Here is a 15013-nt window from a genome sequence, read left to right as displayed (position 1 = left end):
GTGCGACGAGGATGATCCAGCGCCGCACACCGGGCGGTCAGCGTCCGGCCCGCCGACCCGGCCAGCCCGGGCGCGTCGGCGGGACCCGGGGTGTCCGGACAACGGCCCGCGACCTCGGGGTACGCGCCGAGCCGCGAGCTGGATCGCCCCGGGCCCGTACCGCTGGCACCGGCCGGGGCACTGACCAGCCCAGGTCGGTCAGCCGTCCGGCAGTGGCGCGTAGAGCCGCCGCCGGAACGGTCAAGCGCACCTCCGCACCCCGTCCCCGACGGATCACCGGTCGGGCGACGGTGCTGCTGGCCGTACTGATCGCGCTTGCTCTCGCCTACACGTATCCGGTCCGGGTCTACCTCAACCAGCAGGCCGACATCGACCGGATGGAGGCGGCCCAGCGGGCCCAGCTCGACGAGATCGGCAAGCTGTCGGAGAAGGCGGCGCTGTGGCGGGACGACGACTACGTCAAGATCCAGGCGAAGTCACGGTTCTACATGTTCGAGCCCGGTGAGAAGGGCTACGTGGTGATCTTCGACCCGGAGGGTGCCGCGCGGGATGCCGGGGTCGACCCGGACGCGGGGCGGAAACCCGCAACCGATCCCTGGTACGGAACCCTGTGGTCGAGCATCCAGGCCGCCAACGAAAGGCCAGCGCAGTGACAGTCGTACCGCCGGAGCAGTCGGCGGCTGACCACGTACCTCCGCCGGTGCGGGAACCAGCCACGGAGGGCGACCTGGCTGCGGTGGCCGCCCAGCTCGGACGCCCGCCGCGCGGCACCCGGGCGGTGGCCCACCGATGCCCGTGCGGCCTTCCCGACGTGGTGGAGACCACACCACGGCTGGCGGACGGTACGCCGTTCCCGACCCTGTTCTACCTGACCTGCCCCCGGGCCACGGCAGCCTGTAGTCGGCTGGAGTCGGCCGGGGTGATGAAGGAGATGGCTGAGCGGCTGGCTGCCGATCCGGAGTTGGCCGCGCGCTACCGGGCGGCACACGAGGACTACCTGACCCGGCGGGCGGCCGTCGGTGAGGTGCCGGAGATCGACGGGATCTCGGCCGGCGGAATGCCGGGCCGGGTGAAGTGCCTGCACGTGCACCTGGGCCACGCGCTGGCCGCCGGGCCGGGGGTCAACCCGTTCGGCGACGAGACGCTCGACCTGGTGGAGCCCTGGTGGGTCGATGGGCCCTGTGTGGGCGGGGCACCGGATGCCTGACGGCGGGATCGACGGGGAGATCGTCGTCAGACGGGCCCGGACCAGCGACATCCGGGGCATCCGTGAGCTGATCGACATGTACAGCTCGGAGCGACGCTTGCTCAGCAAGGCCACCGTCACGCTCTACGAGCACGTGCAGGAGTTCTGGGTCGCGGTCCGCCCGGCCGACGGCGTGGTGGTCGGCTGCGGCGCGCTGCACGTGATGTGGGAGGACCTGGCCGAGATCCGGACGGTGGCGGTCCACCCGGACTGCCGGGGAATGAAGCTGGGCCACCGGATCGTCTCGGAGCTGCTGGTGGTGGCCCGGGAGTTGGGCGTCTCGCGGATCTTCGTACTCACCTTCGAGACCCGCTTCTTCGGCTCCTTCGGGTTCGAGGAGATCGACGGGGCACCCGTACCGCAGGCCGTCTACGAGCAGTTGCTGCGCTCGTACGACGAGGGTGTCGCCGAGTTCCTCGGGCTGGAACGGGTCAAGCCGAACACCCTGGGCAACAGCCGGATGCTGCTGCGTCTCTGACTGCCTGCCGCTGCGTCTCTGACTGCCTGCCGCGCTCGGCGGCAGCCGTAATAGGGTTGCCGCCGTGACGACGAGAGTGGCGGCGATCGACTGCGGGACCAACTCGATCCGGTTGCTGGTGGCCGACCTGCCGGATCCGGCGGCCGGACCGACCGCGCCGCTGGTCGACCTGGCCCGCCGGATGGAGATCGTCCGGCTCGGTCAGGGCGTCGACCGGACCGGTCGGCTGGCTCCGGAGGCCATCGAACGTACCCGGGTGGCGCTGGCCGGCTACGCCGACGAGATCAAGGCACTGGGTGCGGAGCGGGTACGGATGTGTGCCACCTCCGCCTCCCGGGACGCCTCCAACGCCGACGAGTTCCGGGCGATGGTGCTGCGTACCCTCGGGGTCGAGCCCGAGGTGGTCACCGGCGACGAGGAGGCCCGGCTCTCCTTCACCGGTGCGGTACGTGGCCTTCCGACCGACGCGCGTCCGCCGTTCCTGGTGGTCGACATCGGCGGTGGTTCGACCGAGTTCGTGGTCGGCTCCGGCAGCGTGGACGCGGCCGTCTCGGTCGACATCGGCTGCGTCCGGATGACCGAACGGCACCTGCATGCCGATCCGCCGACCGTTGAGCAGATCGCGGCGGCGGAGGCGGACATCACCGCCACGGTGGACCGGGCGCTGGCGGCGGTGCCGGGTCGCGAGGCGTCGACCCTGGTCGGGCTGGCCGGTTCGGTCACGACCGTCGTGGCGATAGCTCAGGGCCTCACGTCGTACGACCCGGGACGGATCCACCACGCCCGGATCTCGTACGACGAGGTCGCCCGGGTGACCGGCGACCTGCTGGCGATGTCGGCGGCGCAGCGGTTGGCGATTCCGGTGATGCACCCCGGCCGGGCCGACGTGATCGGTGCCGGCGCGCTGGTGCTCCGCGTGATCATGGAGCGGGCCGGCATGACCTCGGTGGTGGCCAGCGAGCACGACATTCTCGACGGAATCGCCTGGTCTTTGGCACTCGGCCCGCGTTGAGAGCTGGATCCGGAACCGTACGTCGGTGACGGAGGCGATGGTGCCGGGCAAGTCGTCAAAGGTTGCGGTAGACGTCCCGCCGGTCGCCCACCTTGACGGCGAGGACTACCAGTTCGCCGTTGTTGATCTGGTAGGCGACCCGGTAGCTACCGATCTGGAGCCGATAGAGCCCCGAGGGGCCGGTGAGTTTCTTGATGTCGGCGTCTTCGCGGTACGGGTCGTCGCCGAGCGCGGTCAACGCGGCCAGGATGCGCATGGCGTCGGGCCGGCTGATGGCCCGGAGTTGCCGCTGTGCCGCCATGGTGAACCGGAAGGCGTACTTCACGCCGCTTTGCCGTCATGCTCGGAAAACAGATCCGCCAGCAGTTCCGCCATTGTTACGGTGGGGCCGCCCTTGGCCAGGACCGCTTCCGCTTCGCGGGCCAGCATCACGTCGGCCGCTTCCTCCAGCGCTTCGAAGTCTGCGATCGGAACCACGGCCGCCACTGGAGCGCCGTTGCGCGTGATGACCGTAGGAATGCCTTCCTCGGCCCGGTTGATGTGGTCCGCGAGATGTGCGCGGGCTTCCCGGACAGTCACGGTGTTCTCGGCCATGAGGTTAGTGTACGCGCTTTCGTGTACACGCGAGATCAATCCGACGGGATCTCCGCATGGTCATGACGGCGAATCTCCTCGTACGGCCTGCGTGAGCGGCTCAAGGAGGTCGCTGAGCAGGCGCTCCAACAACGGTTTCTCGGTTGGATTCCGAGGTTGCCGAAAACCGACTGGCCGAAGCGCCGGCCCACCGTACGTGAATAACCGCTTGCCTGCCTGGCTACCGTGCCAGCGTGGGTGCTGATCGTGAGAAGGTGCTGCGGACCTTCCTGGACGACGACGGCCGGCTGGTGTCGATGCCGTCCCGGGCCGCCAAGCGGCAGGTGCTGCTCGAACATGTCGCGGCAACCTTCCCGGTCGGGGTACGGCTGACCGAGCGGGAGGTCAACGAGAGGCTGCGCGCCTACTACGAGCATGACTGGGTCTCGTTGCGTCGCTACCTGATCGACACGGCGCTGCTGCGGCGGGCGGACGGCTGGTACTGGCGTCCCGGTGGCGGGGTCGCCACGCAGCAGGCCCTCGTCTTCGACGCTGACGACACGCTCTGGGAGAACAACGTCCTCTTCGAGCGGGTGATCGACGACTTCCTGGACTGGTTGGCCCATCCAACGCTCGACCGGGCCGAGATCCGCGCCATCCTCGACGACATCGAACGGGCGAACACGGTCGCCCACGGGTACGGCAGCCGGGTGTTCCTGCGTAGCCTGGGCGAGTGCCTCGGGCGGCTGCGCGAGCGGCCGGCGACCGCTGCGGAAGAGCGCGAGATCGAGGAGTTGGCGGTGGCGCTCATCGAGCGCCGGGTGGAGCTGATCCCGGGGGTCGCCGAGACGTTGACGGAGCTCGGCGGTCGGCACGAGCTTTTGCTGCTCACCAAGGGGGACCTGGCGGAGCAGCAGCGCAAGCTGGATGCCTCGGGCCTGGCCAGCCACTTCGGCAGCGTCCACATCGTGGCGGAGAAGGACGCCGACGTGTACCGGTGGCTGCTGGCGGAGCAGGACCTGTCACCCGAGACGACGTGGATGGTCGGCAACTCTCCGAGGTCGGACATCCTCCCCGCCCGACGGGCGGGCCTGAACGCCGTCTTCATTCCGCACCAGCACACCTGGGTGCTGGAGCACGACGAACTCGACCCCGCCGACGACCGGGTGCTGCGGCTGAGCACCTTCGTCGAGTTGCGGGACCACTTCTGAGCGCGGACGCTACCGGGGTCGGCTCCCTCGCTGCTCCTCGTGGTCCGGTTCGTCCCGGGTCGTGCTGACCCGGTTGGCGATCACCGCTCCGGCCCCGGACACCACCCGCCACAGGCCGCAGTGGCACGACTGGTAGCTCATCAATCCGTCGCTGGTCCGGTGCCGGGACCGGACGGTCCAGGTGTGGTCATCGTTGATGGTCATGTCGACGAGCCTGGTGTAATGGCATTATGCAAATCAACCCTTACGGCCAGGATGCCCTCTGCCTGATCGTCGACCTGGCCAACGAGCGCCCCACGTCCGTCGACGACCTGGTACGCCGGTGCTCGGCGGCCGGTCTCGTCATGGACATGCCGGTGGGGGAGGCCGACCTGGCCGACGCCCTGGATCTCGTCGACCGGTGGTGCGAGATCGTCGACGCCGACGGCGAGTACCGGCGGGCCGAGTTGGTCAACCGACTGTTGGCGGAGGCGTCCACGTACCCTCGCCTGTCCAACCATGCCGGCACGGGCTGGCACCTGCACTACCGGGACAACGGCGTCCCCCTGGGAGCCGTGCTGCGGGCGCTGGTCAGCGTCGGCACCGCGCTGCATCTCACCGGCCGGGGCATGGGTCGGCTGGGACGTTGCGCCCGAGCCGGGTGCCTGGCCGTCTATGCCGACTTCTCCCGGGGTGGGCGACAGCGCTACTGCTCGCCCCGCTGTGCGAACCGGGATGCCGTACGCCGTCATCGGGCGCGGCCGACATCGGTCCCGGCCGGCCAACGTTGACCGTCGCTGGTCGGCCAACGTTGACCGTCGCTGGTCGGCGTCAGCTACTGCATTGTTGACGGTACTACGTAGTGCGTTATACCGTTCTCGCGTGGACACCACGCAGTTGCTCAAAGGGGTGCTGGATCTCGCGGTCCTGGCCGTGCTCAAGGACGAGGACGGCTACGGCTACGACATTATGCGCCGGCTTCGGGTTGCCGGCCTCGAGGAGGTGGGGGACGCCTCCGTCTACGGCACGCTGCGCCGACTCTTTCAGGCCGGCCTGCTGACCACCTACGTGGTTCCCAGTGAGTCCGGCCCACACCGCAAGTACTACTCGCTCAACGCCACCGGCCGTGCCCAGCTCCACCGCTCCGGTAAGGTCTGGCGATCGTTCGCGACCACAATGGACACGCTGCTCGATGATCGGGGGATGGCGGCATGACCGTCATGCGGGAGCAGGAGATCGCTCGCTACGTCGACCAGGTTCGGGCGGCGCTGGCCGACCTGCCGGTGGCCACCCAGGAAGAACTGCTCGAAGACCTGCCGGAGCACCTGACCGAGGTGGCCGCCGAAGCTGACGGTTCGCTCGTCGACCGGCTGGGCACGCCCGAGGCGTACGCGGCCGAGCTGCGGTCGGTGGCCGGGGTCGGCCCAGCCGCTGCCGAGGCCAGACTGGACAAGCGGGTCACCGCCGCCGTGGCTGCCGGCCGGGCCAGGCTGCGTACGGTCGACACCAAACTGGGCTCGGTCCTCGGGTACGCCAAGGTCAGCGACTACCTTCGCCTGCTCCGACCGGCCTGGTGGATCCTGCGCGGCTACCTGGTTGCGATGTTCATCGCAGTCGCGCTCAGCGGCGAGTCCGGACTGCTGCCCCGGCTCGGCGGCAGCTTCCTGGCAGCGGTGCTGCTCCTCGTCACCTGTGTGACCGCCTCCGTCTGGCTCGGCCGCCGCAGCAGCGGGCTGACCCGTTGGCCGAGGTGGACGCTCAACGTGGCGACCGCGCTGATCGCCGTGTTCGGTGTGGCGCTCTTCACCAGCGTCGACTCCGACAGCAACGGAATCGGCTACTACCCCTCCTCCGTCGACGACCCGTACCAGCACATCCAGGACGTCTACGTCTACGACAGCGAGGGACGGCTGGTGGAGGGGGCCCGGCTGTTCGACCAGGACGGTCAGCCGATCCAGCTCGGCTGGCCCTGGTGCGCGAGCGCCCAGCGCGAGCAGGAGTTCGGTGATCCGACCCGGCGGACATACCCGTACTGCCCGGAGAGCGCGCCGTTCCGGCTGCGCCAACCCGGTCCAACGGTGACCCCCTCGCCGACCGCCCCGTCTGTCCCGGAGCCGACGGATTCGCCCTCTGCGGTGACGCCGAGTAGCGGTACGCCCCACGCACAGACGGAACCGCCGGTCGGACCCTCGCCGACAGGCTGAAAACAAGCTGAAAGGTGGAGTAGTCGGGGCTGTGAGATGTCGCCCCTGATCGTTACGGTGTCGCCTGCGTATCCGAGGGATCGCCGACGTGGCGGTCCCTTCACCCCTCGGAAGGAACGATCGTGACTGAGCAGGCCACCCCGCCCACCCCGCCGCAGCCGGGTGCCCCGGTTCCCCCGGGCGCTCCTGTGGAGGGAATGGGGCCGGCCCCGAAAGCCCCGTCGGTGGCTGGCGGCATCGTTAAGCGGATCATCGGAGCGGTGATCGTGGCCGTGGTCATCGGTGTCGGTGGCCTGGCCTGGAAGTACTTCACGGGTGCCCCGGAGACGGCTTCGGTCGGAGACTGCCTGGCCGGTGGCTCCGCCGAGGAGATGAAGACCGTGAAGTGCGACGACGCCACGGCCGAATACAAGATCGTCGGCAAGGTGGAGAACAAGACCGAGAGCGAGTTCAGGCAGTCGGAGGACATCTGCTCCGCCTTCCCGACCACGGAGAGCGGCTACTGGGAGGGCAAGAAGGGCGGGACCGGCTACGTCCTCTGCCTGGAGCCCGTCAAGAAGTAACCGGTAACCGGTAACCGGCGGCGGCGCGTCGTACCCCAGCCCCAGGGTGAGGTGTACGACGCGCCGCTGCTGTTTCTGCTTTCCCGGCCCCGGCCGTGGTGTACACCGACGAACGAGGAGGTGTACGCCACGTTGCCGTTGTCTTTCCTCGCCCGGCTGCGGCATGGCACGCTACCCGCACGCGCGAAGCGCCACTGTGCGACCAGCCAACGATGACTGACCGTCAGGAGGATCGGCCGATGGGTGAGATGGTGAGCTACCCCAGCAACGGGGGGATGAGCGAGGGCTATCTGGCCGTGCCTGCCGGGAACCGGACCGGACCTGCGGTCATCGTGATCCAGGAGTGGTGGGGGCTTGTGCCGCACATCACCGCCGTTGCCGACCGCTTCGCCGAGGCGGGCTTCGTGGCCCTGGCGCCGGACCTCTACCACGGCATCTCGACCACCGAGCCGGACCACGCCGGAAAGCTGATCATGGGGCTGGCGATGGACCAGGCCGCCCGGGACATCGCCGGGGCCGCCGACTACCTCGTCAAGCGTCCCGAGGTGGCCGGCAAGGTGGGCTGCGTCGGCTTCTGTGCCGGCGGCAGCCTGGCGCTGTGGTCCGCGACGCTCTCCGAGCAGATCGTGGCGACCGCCGGGTTCTACCCCGTCCTGCCCTGGGAGCGGATGAAGCCGGAATGGTCCGACTACGCGGGTAAAGCCGCCATCATCCACTGCTCCGAGGAGGACGGCACCTCCGCCGCCGAGGGGGTGCAGACCGCTCGCGGGGCCATCCAGGCGGCCGGCGGCGACTGCGTCCTCTACGACTACCCGGGCAGCTCGCACGCGTTCTTCAACGACGACCGGCCCGAGGTCTACGACCAGCAGGCATCGGCCAGCGCCTGGGCCCGTACCCTCGAACTCTTCCGGACCAGGCTTGGCTGAAACCCGTACCGCCGAGGAGGTGGCCGCCCGCGCACCGCAGGCGGCCGACCTGGCCGACCTCGACGGCGCGGTCAGCGACTGCTTCGCCTGCCCGCGCCTGGTGGCCTGGCGGGAGGAGGTGGCGGCCGTGCGCCGGGCCGCGTTCCGGCAACAGCGCTACTGGGGACGGCCGGTACCGGGCTTCGGCAGCGCCGACGCGCGGATCGCCATCCTCGGCCTGGCCCCGGCCGCGCACGGCGGCAACCGCACCGGACGGATCTTCACCGGGGACCGCTCGGGTGACGTGCTCTTCGCCGCCCTACACCGGGCCGGTCTGGCCAACCAGCCGACCAGCGTGGCCGCCGACGACGGGCTGACCCTCACCGACACCCGGATCTTCTCTGCGGTCCGGTGCGCGCCGCCGGAGAACAAACCCACCCCGGCCGAGCGCGACACCTGTGCGCCATGGCTGCACCGCGAGGTGGAACTGATCCGGCCCACCCTGCGCGTCGTGGTCGCGCTCGGTGCCTTTGCCTGGGCCGCGTGGTGGCCGATCCTGCGCCAGGTGTACGACGTCCGCCCGCCCAGCCCGCGACCCGGATTCGGGCATGGGGCACACTGGTCCGGCGAAGCCGTGCCGGATTTGCTGGGTTGTTATCACGTCAGCCAGCAGAACACCTTTACCGGCCGGTTGACACCAGCAATGCTGGATGAGGTGTTCGCCCGGGCGAAGCAGCTGGCCGGGGTGGACTGACACTGGCCGGCGACGACTCGGGGGTTGCGATGCTGGACAGACACGGCGAACGTATGCGGATGCATCTGCGCACCTGGATCTGACCGACCGGTGACGACGCTTACCGTCCTGCGCCGGTTGTGGCCGCTGGCCGCCGTGACGATCCTGCTCGGCCTGGCCTCGGTGGCCGCCGCGTACTCCTCACTCGAGTTCACCCGGCTCGACGGCACGTCCGGACCACCGCCGGAGATGGCGGAGTACGTGCAGCCCACGCCCCAGTCGGCGATGCCGCAGCAGGTCGCCGACGCCGAGTCGAGCGACCTGGTCGACCTGGTCACCACCGTCGCCGGCTGGCTGTGCGTCGCGGTCGGCGTCGTCCTCGGCGGGCTGCTGGTCCGGCTGGTGGTCCGGGACCTGATGCGGCGCCGGGCCAACCGGTCGTCGGCCCCGGGGCGACCATCCGGCGCGGCCACCGCACAGGAGGTGGTCGACGCGCTCGATGCGGGTCTGGTCGAACTCTCCGACAGCGACACCGATCCACGTCGAGCCGTCATCGCCTGCTGGGTACGGCTTGAACAGACGGCGGCGGCTGCCGGCCTGCCCCGCCAGGTCGGGGACACGCCCACGGATCTGGTGTCCCGGCTGCTGCGGGCCCGGGCATCGGTCAGCGCCGACGTGCTGGCCGAGTTCGCGCACGTCTACCGTGAGGCGCGGTACGCCACCCGGGTCGTCGACGAGCGGATGCGGGGGCAGGCCCGGTCGGCACTGCAACGACTGCGCGCCGAGCTGACCGCGGAGGTCGGTGCGGGGATGCCGCATGAGTGACTTCGGTCTGGACGCCCTGCTGGGCGAGGACGACGATCCGCCACCGACGACCAACCGTCGACGGTTCGTCTGGCTGCGTTACGGCCTCACGGCAGCGGCGTTCACCGCCGTCACCGTCGTCGGGATGCGGATGTTCAACATCGAACTCTCCGTATGGGCGATCTTCGCGGGGTTTCTCGCCCTGCTGGCCGTACGTCGGGTGACCACCCAGGTCGCGCCGCCCCCGGCACCTCGTCGGCATCGTTACCGGGACACCGCCGACGACGCCGGCCGCTACCGGTCGGATGAGCGGGACGCGTTGCGTGGCGCGGTGAAGAGTTGGGAGAAGGCGCTCGGCCGGGCCGGTGGCGACCGTGACTGGTTCCGGCAGGAGTTGTTGCCCATGCTCGGTGAACTGGCTGACGAGCGGCTACGTCAACGACACGGGCTGACCCGCGCCTCCGATCCGGACCGGGCCCGTGCGTTGCTGGGGGAACCACTGTGGAACCTGCTGGCCGGTAAGGGCCGCCGCAGCCCGTCGCCGAAGGACTACACCGTGATCGTTGCCGAATTGGAGAACCTATGAACGACCTGGAGCCGATCCCGACCGCGGAGGTGGGCCGGCTGGCCCGGGCGGTGCTCGATGCGGTCGGCACGGTGGTGGTCGGCAAGCGGGACGCCCTGGAACTGGTGTTGGCCGGCATCCTGGCCGGCGGTCACGTCCTGCTCGAGGACCTGCCGGGGCTCGGCAAGACGCTGACCGCCCGGTCCTTCGCCCAGGCACTCGGGCTCGACTTCCGGCGGTTGCAGTTCACCCCGGACCTGCTGCCCGCCGACGTCACCGGCTCGTTCCTCTACGACCAGCGCACATCGGACTTCAACTTCCGGGCCGGGCCGATCTTCACGAATCTGCTGCTGGCCGACGAGATCAACCGGACCCCGCCGAAGACGCAGTCGGCCCTGCTGGAGGCGATGCAGGAGAAGCAGGTCTCCGTCGAGGGGGTCACCTACCGGCTGGACGCGCCGTTCCACGTACTGGCCACCGCCAACCCCATCGAGTACGAGGGGACGTACCCGCTGCCCGAGGCGCAACTCGACCGCTTCCTACTCCGGGTCTCGTTCGGCTATCCGGCCCGCGAGGAGGAGTGGGACGTGCTTCGTCGGCGGATCTCCCGCCGGCAGGAGGAGACCGACCTCAAGCCGGTGGTCGACGCGACCAGGCTGCGGGCCATGCAGGCGGCGCTGGAGAACGTCGTCGTGGAGGACTCGATCGGTCGGTACATCGTCGAGTTGACCGCAGCCACCCGGGAACATGCGTCGGTGCTGGTCGGAGCGTCGCCCCGGGGCTCGCTGGCACTGCTGCTGCTGGCCCGGGCCCGGGCCGGAATGGCCGGTCGTGACTATGTCATCCCGGAGGACGTCAAGGAGGTGGCGGTTCCGGCGCTGTCGCACCGGATCACGCTCCGCCCCGAGATGTGGCTACGGCGGGTCGACCCGTCCTTCGTGGTCAACGAGGTCCTCGATGCCACGCCCGCCCCGGCCAGCGGCGCGCTGCCCAGTTATGCCGGCGGGGTCGGGATACCGGTAGGGCACCCCGTTCAGTGACCGACGTCGCGACCTCTCCGCACCCGGCGACGCCCGGCACCGGGGCGTCGCTGCGTCCGGCCGTACCCGGTGCCGGTTGGCGGCAGCTGGCCGAGCCGGTGACGTCCGGCTCCGCCGAGGATTCGGACAGTGGGTCACAGTGGGGGCCCACCCGGGCGTTCGGCCGCGCGGTGCTGCTGACCGGCGTGCTGCTGGTCGCCGGGGTACTGCTCGGGCGGATCGACCTGATCGTGCTGGCCGTTCCGTTCGCCCTCGGCACCGCGTACGCGATGCGCCAGCGGCCCTCGGCGGTGCCACAGATCAGGGTCGACGCCGACGACGACCACGTCGTCGAGGGTGGGCCGATCACCGGCGAGATCAGCGTGGTCAACCCGGAGACCACCGGTTACGACCTGGTGCTCGTCCGGTCGCTGGTGTCCAACTGGCTCCGGATCGACCGGGCCGAGGTCAGCGACGGTACCGCCGGCTCGGACGGTGGTGGGTCGGGCAGCGGCGGGTCGGACGGCGGCGGCTCGGACGGTGCTGGCGGACGACCGCCGGCCCTGACCGCCGCCGGGCTGGACCGGACCCTGGCGTTCACCGTTCCCGGGGCGGGCCGGGCCGCCATCGGGCTGCACGGTGAGGCGCTGCGCTGGGGGCGCCACCAGATCGGACCGGTGGCGGTCCGGGTGGCCGCCTGTGACGGGCTGATGACCAGCCGGTCGGTGGTGAGCAACGCCCGGGGCCTGCGGGTCTATCCGGTCACCGAGCCGTTCGACGCGGACGAGGCGATGCCCCGGGCCGCCGGCCTGGTCGGCGGTCACCGGTCCCGCCGCCCCGGCGAGGGCGGCGAACTGGCCGGGGTACGGGTGTTCGGCCCCGGCGACCGGTTGCGCCGTATCGACTGGCGGGTATCCCTGCGCGCCCGTCAGTTGCACGTCGCCGCGATGCTGTCCGACCGGGACGCCGAGGTGGTGCTGCTACTCGACGTGCTGGCCGAGGGCGGCCGGTCCGGTGGGATCAAGGGCAGCGCGTCCGTACTGGACACCACGGTCCGGGCCGCCGCCGCGATCGGCGAGCACTACCTGCACCAGGGCGACCGGGTGTCCATGCTCGAATACGGGCCGTCCGCCCGGCGACTGCGTCCCGCCGCCGGTCGCCGGCAGTACCTCACGCTGCTGGAATGGCTGCTCGACGTACACGTCGACCCGTCCCCGTACGAGCCGTACGACCAGGTCTTCGGCCCGCATCTGCTGTCGTCCAGCGCCCTCGTGGTCGTACTCACGCCGCTGGTGGACCCCCGGTCGGCCGCGATGCTGGCCCGGCTCGCCCGCTCCGGGCGGTTCGTGGTGGCCGTCGACACGCTGCCCGAGCTGGCCGTGCCCCCACGCAGTGGGCCGTGGACGGAGGTGGCGTACCGGCTCTGGCGGTTGGACCGGGCGAACATCGTCGGCCAGTTGCGGGAGCATGGCGTACCCGTGGTCGCCTGGGCCGGGGCGGGCAGCCTCGACCTGGTGCTGCGCGACATCGCCCGGCTGGCCGGCGCACCCCGGGTGGGGGTGCGATGACCAACCCCATGACCGGTCGGGTACGGGCGACCACCGCCGCGATCAGGCGGGTGAGCCGGGTTTCCCTGCTGGTACGGTCCGGCGCCGCCCTCACCGCCCTGGTCGCGTTCGTCGTGGCGTACCCGACACAGCTCCTGACGAGCCGGCTGCTGCCGGTGCTGCTGATCGTGGCGTTGCTGCCGGCGCTGACGCCTCGGCGTGCCGGTGCCACCCTGGCGTTGCTCACCGCGGTCGCCGGCTGGGTGGTGTCGACCAGTTGGTACGACGAGCCGATCGTGCTGTGGCGGCTGCTGGCGCTGGCGACCCTGCTCTACCTGACCCACAGCCTGTCCGCCCTGGCCGCGCTGCTGCCCTTCGATGCCGTCGTCTCGTCCGAGGTGGTGGTCCGGTGGGTGCTGCGGGCCCTCGGTGTGACGCTGGCCTCGGCGGTCCTGGGAGTGTTGCTGATCGCACTGGCCGAGCGGGGCAGCGGTGACCGGACGTTCCTCGCGGTCGCGCTGGCCGGACTCGCCGTCGCCGTCGCCACGAGTGCGCTCCTGGCCTGGCTGGTCCGGCGTCGATGACCGCACCCGACCCGACCGGACCTCGCCTGACCTGGCGGGATGGTGTCCCGTTCGGGCGTCGGACGGGTGGGATTCGGGCGAGCGGCTGCCGGCCGGGGGTGATGCGGGGTAGACCTGAAGGTGCGGGGACAGCCAACTCGGTCAGGTAGCTCACAGTGGCGTTCCCCGTCACAGAAGGGGGTATCTGCCGGGCACGATCGGTCTGCCGGGGGAAAGATGGAATCGTGAAGCCGCAGCGCATTCTCGTGGTCGGTGCCGGACATGTTGGTCTCTATGCCGCCCTGCGCCTTTCGAAGAAACTCCGGGCGCGCGAGGCCGAGGTCATCGTCGTCGATCCGCAGCCACACATGACGTATCAGCCGTTCCTCCCCGAAGCGGCGGCCGGCAACATCTCACCGCGCCACTCCGTGGTGCCCCTGCGTCGGTCGTTGCGGCGCTGTCACATCGTCGCCGGCGCGGTGACCCGGATCGAGCACGGTCGCAGGGTGGCCACGGTCCAGCCCATCATCGGGCCGCCCCGGGAGGTGCCGTACGACCACATCGTCGTGGCCCCCGGCTCGGTGTCCCGGACCCTGCCGATTCCGGGTCTGCGGGAGCACGGGATCGGCTTCAAGACCATCGGTGAGGCCATCTTTCTGCGTAACCACGTGCTGGACCGGCTCGACGTCGCCGCGGCAACGGTCGACGAGGAGGTTCGCCGGTCCGCGCTGACCTTCGTCTTCGTCGGGGGTGGCTACGCCGGCATCGAGGCGCTGGCGGAGATGGAGGACATGGCCCGCGACGCGCTCAGGTACTACCCGGAACTGTCGGCCGAGGACATGCGCTGGGTGCTGGTCGAGGCGACGCAGCGGGTGCTGCCCGAGGTCGACCGGGACATGGGGGCGTACACCGTCCAGCAGTTACTCAAGCGCAAGATGGACATCCGGTTGGACACCCGCCTCGAATCCTGTGTCGACGGCCGGGTGTCCCTCTCCGACGGGGACAGCTTCAAGACCGACACGATCGTGTGGACCGCAGGTGTCAAGCCGTCTCCGATGCTGGACCAGACCGACCTGCCCCGGGACAACCGGGGACGGGTGACCTGTCTGCCCACCTTGCAGGTGGTCGACGGGGACCGGATCGTCGAGGGCGCCTGGAGCGCCGGTGACTGCGCGGCGGTGCCGGACCTGACCAAGGAGCCGGGCTCGTTCTGCTCGCCGAGCGCGCAGCACGCCGTACGGCAGGCGAAGCTGATGGCGGACAACATCCGTGCCGTGATCCGGGGGCGGACCCCGGTCGAGTACAAGCACAAGCACGCGGGCAGCGTGGCCAGCCTCGGCCTGCACAAGGGGGTGGCCCAGGTCTACGGCATCAAGATGACCGGTATCGCCGCCTGGTTCATGCACCGGACCTATCACATGAGCCGGATTCCGTCGATCAACCGCAGGATCCGGGTGGTGGTCGACTGGACCCTCGCGCTCTTCCTGAAGCGTGAGGTGGTCGCCCTCGGGCAGTTGCACGACCCACGTGAGGAGTTCCTGGAGGCCACCCCGAAGGTGGAGGCCGACTCCCGCCGCTAGTGCCTGCTGACCCGGTCACACTTGGCCGACC

At 70.3% G+C, this 15013-nt stretch carries 20 protein-coding genes; 17 read left to right on the top strand and 3 right to left on the bottom strand.

From position 1 onward, the window contains the following. Positions 1-11 precede the first annotated feature (11 nt). The 4 genes from ACFQ4H_RS18055 to ACFQ4H_RS18040 all read left to right on the top strand — a co-directional run bounded on the left by ACFQ4H_RS18055 (position 12) and on the right by ACFQ4H_RS18040 (position 2736). Positions 12-653: a septum formation initiator family protein gene (locus ACFQ4H_RS18055; protein WP_377572146.1), complete on the top strand. Its 642-nt coding sequence runs from the start codon at positions 12-14 to the stop codon at positions 651-653. Continuing rightward, complete coding sequence (locus ACFQ4H_RS18050) at positions 650-1207, top strand: DUF501 domain-containing protein (RefSeq protein ID WP_377572145.1); 558 nt, start codon at positions 650-652, stop codon at positions 1205-1207. Before ACFQ4H_RS18055 ends, ACFQ4H_RS18050 begins: the two co-directional genes overlap by 4 nt. Continuing rightward, positions 1200-1724 (top strand): amino-acid N-acetyltransferase, encoded by a 525-nt coding sequence (locus tag ACFQ4H_RS18045; protein WP_377572144.1) that lies wholly within the window; start codon positions 1200-1202, stop codon positions 1722-1724. Before ACFQ4H_RS18050 ends, ACFQ4H_RS18045 begins: the two co-directional genes overlap by 8 nt. Before the next feature lie 76 nt (positions 1725-1800). After that, positions 1801-2736 carry a Ppx/GppA phosphatase family protein gene (locus ACFQ4H_RS18040; RefSeq protein WP_377572186.1) on the top strand — a complete coding sequence of 312 codons (936 nt, stop codon included), beginning with the start codon at positions 1801-1803 and terminating at the stop codon, positions 2734-2736. 55 nt (positions 2737-2791) lie between these two features. Here the strand turns inward: ACFQ4H_RS18040 and ACFQ4H_RS18035 are convergent, their stop codons facing one another. Together ACFQ4H_RS18035 and ACFQ4H_RS18030 are read right to left on the bottom strand one after the other, a co-directional pair. Then, positions 2792-3061 (bottom strand): type II toxin-antitoxin system RelE family toxin, encoded by a 270-nt coding sequence (locus tag ACFQ4H_RS18035; RefSeq protein ID WP_377572143.1) that lies wholly within the window; start codon positions 3059-3061, stop codon positions 2792-2794. Then, positions 3058-3330: a type II toxin-antitoxin system Phd/YefM family antitoxin gene (locus ACFQ4H_RS18030; RefSeq protein ID WP_377572142.1), complete on the bottom strand. Its 273-nt coding sequence runs from the start codon at positions 3328-3330 to the stop codon at positions 3058-3060. Before ACFQ4H_RS18030 ends, ACFQ4H_RS18035 begins: the two co-directional genes overlap by 4 nt. A 296-nt stretch (positions 3331-3626) precedes the next feature. Here ACFQ4H_RS18030 and ACFQ4H_RS18025 point away from each other — a divergent pair, with 296 nt between their 5' ends. Next, positions 3627-4520: a DUF2087 domain-containing protein gene (locus ACFQ4H_RS18025; RefSeq protein ID WP_377572185.1), complete on the top strand. Its 894-nt coding sequence runs from the start codon at positions 3627-3629 to the stop codon at positions 4518-4520. Positions 4521-4529: 9 nt separating this feature from the next. On the opposite strand, the gene ACFQ4H_RS18020 is transcribed toward ACFQ4H_RS18025, so the two are convergent. Then, positions 4530-4724 carry a hypothetical protein gene (locus tag ACFQ4H_RS18020; protein WP_377572141.1) on the bottom strand — a complete coding sequence of 65 codons (195 nt, stop codon included), beginning with the start codon at positions 4722-4724 and terminating at the stop codon, positions 4530-4532. Between the two features lie 26 nt (positions 4725-4750). Here ACFQ4H_RS18020 and ACFQ4H_RS18015 point away from each other — a divergent pair, with 26 nt between their 5' ends. The 12 genes from ACFQ4H_RS18015 to ACFQ4H_RS17960 all read left to right on the top strand — a co-directional run bounded on the left by ACFQ4H_RS18015 (position 4751) and on the right by ACFQ4H_RS17960 (position 14982). Next, positions 4751-5290, top strand: a complete 540-nt coding sequence (locus tag ACFQ4H_RS18015; RefSeq protein ID WP_377572140.1) for a CGNR zinc finger domain-containing protein — start codon at positions 4751-4753, stop codon at positions 5288-5290. Between the two features lie 91 nt (positions 5291-5381). Next, complete coding sequence (locus ACFQ4H_RS18010; RefSeq protein WP_377572139.1) at positions 5382-5714, top strand: PadR family transcriptional regulator; 333 nt, start codon at positions 5382-5384, stop codon at positions 5712-5714. Next, positions 5711-6703 carry an HAAS signaling domain-containing protein gene (locus ACFQ4H_RS18005; protein ID WP_377572138.1) on the top strand — a complete coding sequence of 331 codons (993 nt, stop codon included), beginning with the start codon at positions 5711-5713 and terminating at the stop codon, positions 6701-6703. Before ACFQ4H_RS18010 ends, ACFQ4H_RS18005 begins: the two co-directional genes overlap by 4 nt. Before the next feature lie 122 nt (positions 6704-6825). Next, complete coding sequence (locus ACFQ4H_RS18000) at positions 6826-7266, top strand: LppU/SCO3897 family protein (RefSeq protein ID WP_377572137.1); 441 nt, start codon at positions 6826-6828, stop codon at positions 7264-7266. Between the two features lie 239 nt (positions 7267-7505). Further along, positions 7506-8192 (top strand): dienelactone hydrolase family protein, encoded by a 687-nt coding sequence (locus tag ACFQ4H_RS17995; protein ID WP_377572136.1) that lies wholly within the window; start codon positions 7506-7508, stop codon positions 8190-8192. A gap of 19 nt (positions 8193-8211) precedes the next feature. Beyond that, a complete protein-coding gene (locus ACFQ4H_RS17990) occupies positions 8212-8925 on the top strand; it encodes a uracil-DNA glycosylase (protein WP_377572184.1) in 714 nt (237 codons plus the stop codon). A 90-nt stretch (positions 8926-9015) separates the two neighbouring features. Next, entirely contained in the window at positions 9016-9729 is a 714-nt protein-coding gene (locus ACFQ4H_RS17985; RefSeq protein ID WP_377572135.1) for a DUF4129 domain-containing protein, read from the top strand. After that, complete coding sequence (locus ACFQ4H_RS17980; protein ID WP_377572134.1) at positions 9722-10294, top strand: hypothetical protein; 573 nt, start codon at positions 9722-9724, stop codon at positions 10292-10294. The genes ACFQ4H_RS17985 and ACFQ4H_RS17980 overlap by 8 nt, the downstream gene beginning before the upstream one ends. Continuing rightward, complete coding sequence (locus tag ACFQ4H_RS17975) at positions 10291-11313, top strand: AAA family ATPase (protein ID WP_377572133.1); 1023 nt, start codon at positions 10291-10293, stop codon at positions 11311-11313. The genes ACFQ4H_RS17980 and ACFQ4H_RS17975 overlap by 4 nt, the downstream gene beginning before the upstream one ends. Positions 11314-11411: 98 nt before the next feature. Continuing rightward, positions 11412-12860 (top strand): DUF58 domain-containing protein, encoded by a 1449-nt coding sequence (locus ACFQ4H_RS17970; protein ID WP_377572183.1) that lies wholly within the window; start codon positions 11412-11414, stop codon positions 12858-12860. Beyond that, entirely contained in the window at positions 12857-13423 is a 567-nt protein-coding gene (locus ACFQ4H_RS17965) for a hypothetical protein (protein WP_377572132.1), read from the top strand. The genes ACFQ4H_RS17970 and ACFQ4H_RS17965 overlap by 4 nt, the downstream gene beginning before the upstream one ends. Before the next feature lie 224 nt (positions 13424-13647). Beyond that, the gene (locus ACFQ4H_RS17960; protein ID WP_377572131.1) at positions 13648-14982 is read left to right on the top strand and encodes an NAD(P)/FAD-dependent oxidoreductase; all 1335 of its coding nucleotides are present in this window, start codon (positions 13648-13650) and stop codon (positions 14980-14982) included. The last annotated feature ends 31 nt before the right edge of the window (positions 14983-15013 follow it).

Source organism: Micromonospora sonneratiae, from assembly GCF_042679305.1.
GTDB classification, from domain to species: Bacteria; Actinomycetota; Actinomycetes; order Mycobacteriales; family Micromonosporaceae; genus Micromonospora_H; species Micromonospora_H sonneratiae.
The sequence above is the reverse complement of the archived record's forward strand: the minus strand, read 5'-3'. Positions and strand labels throughout refer to the sequence as shown.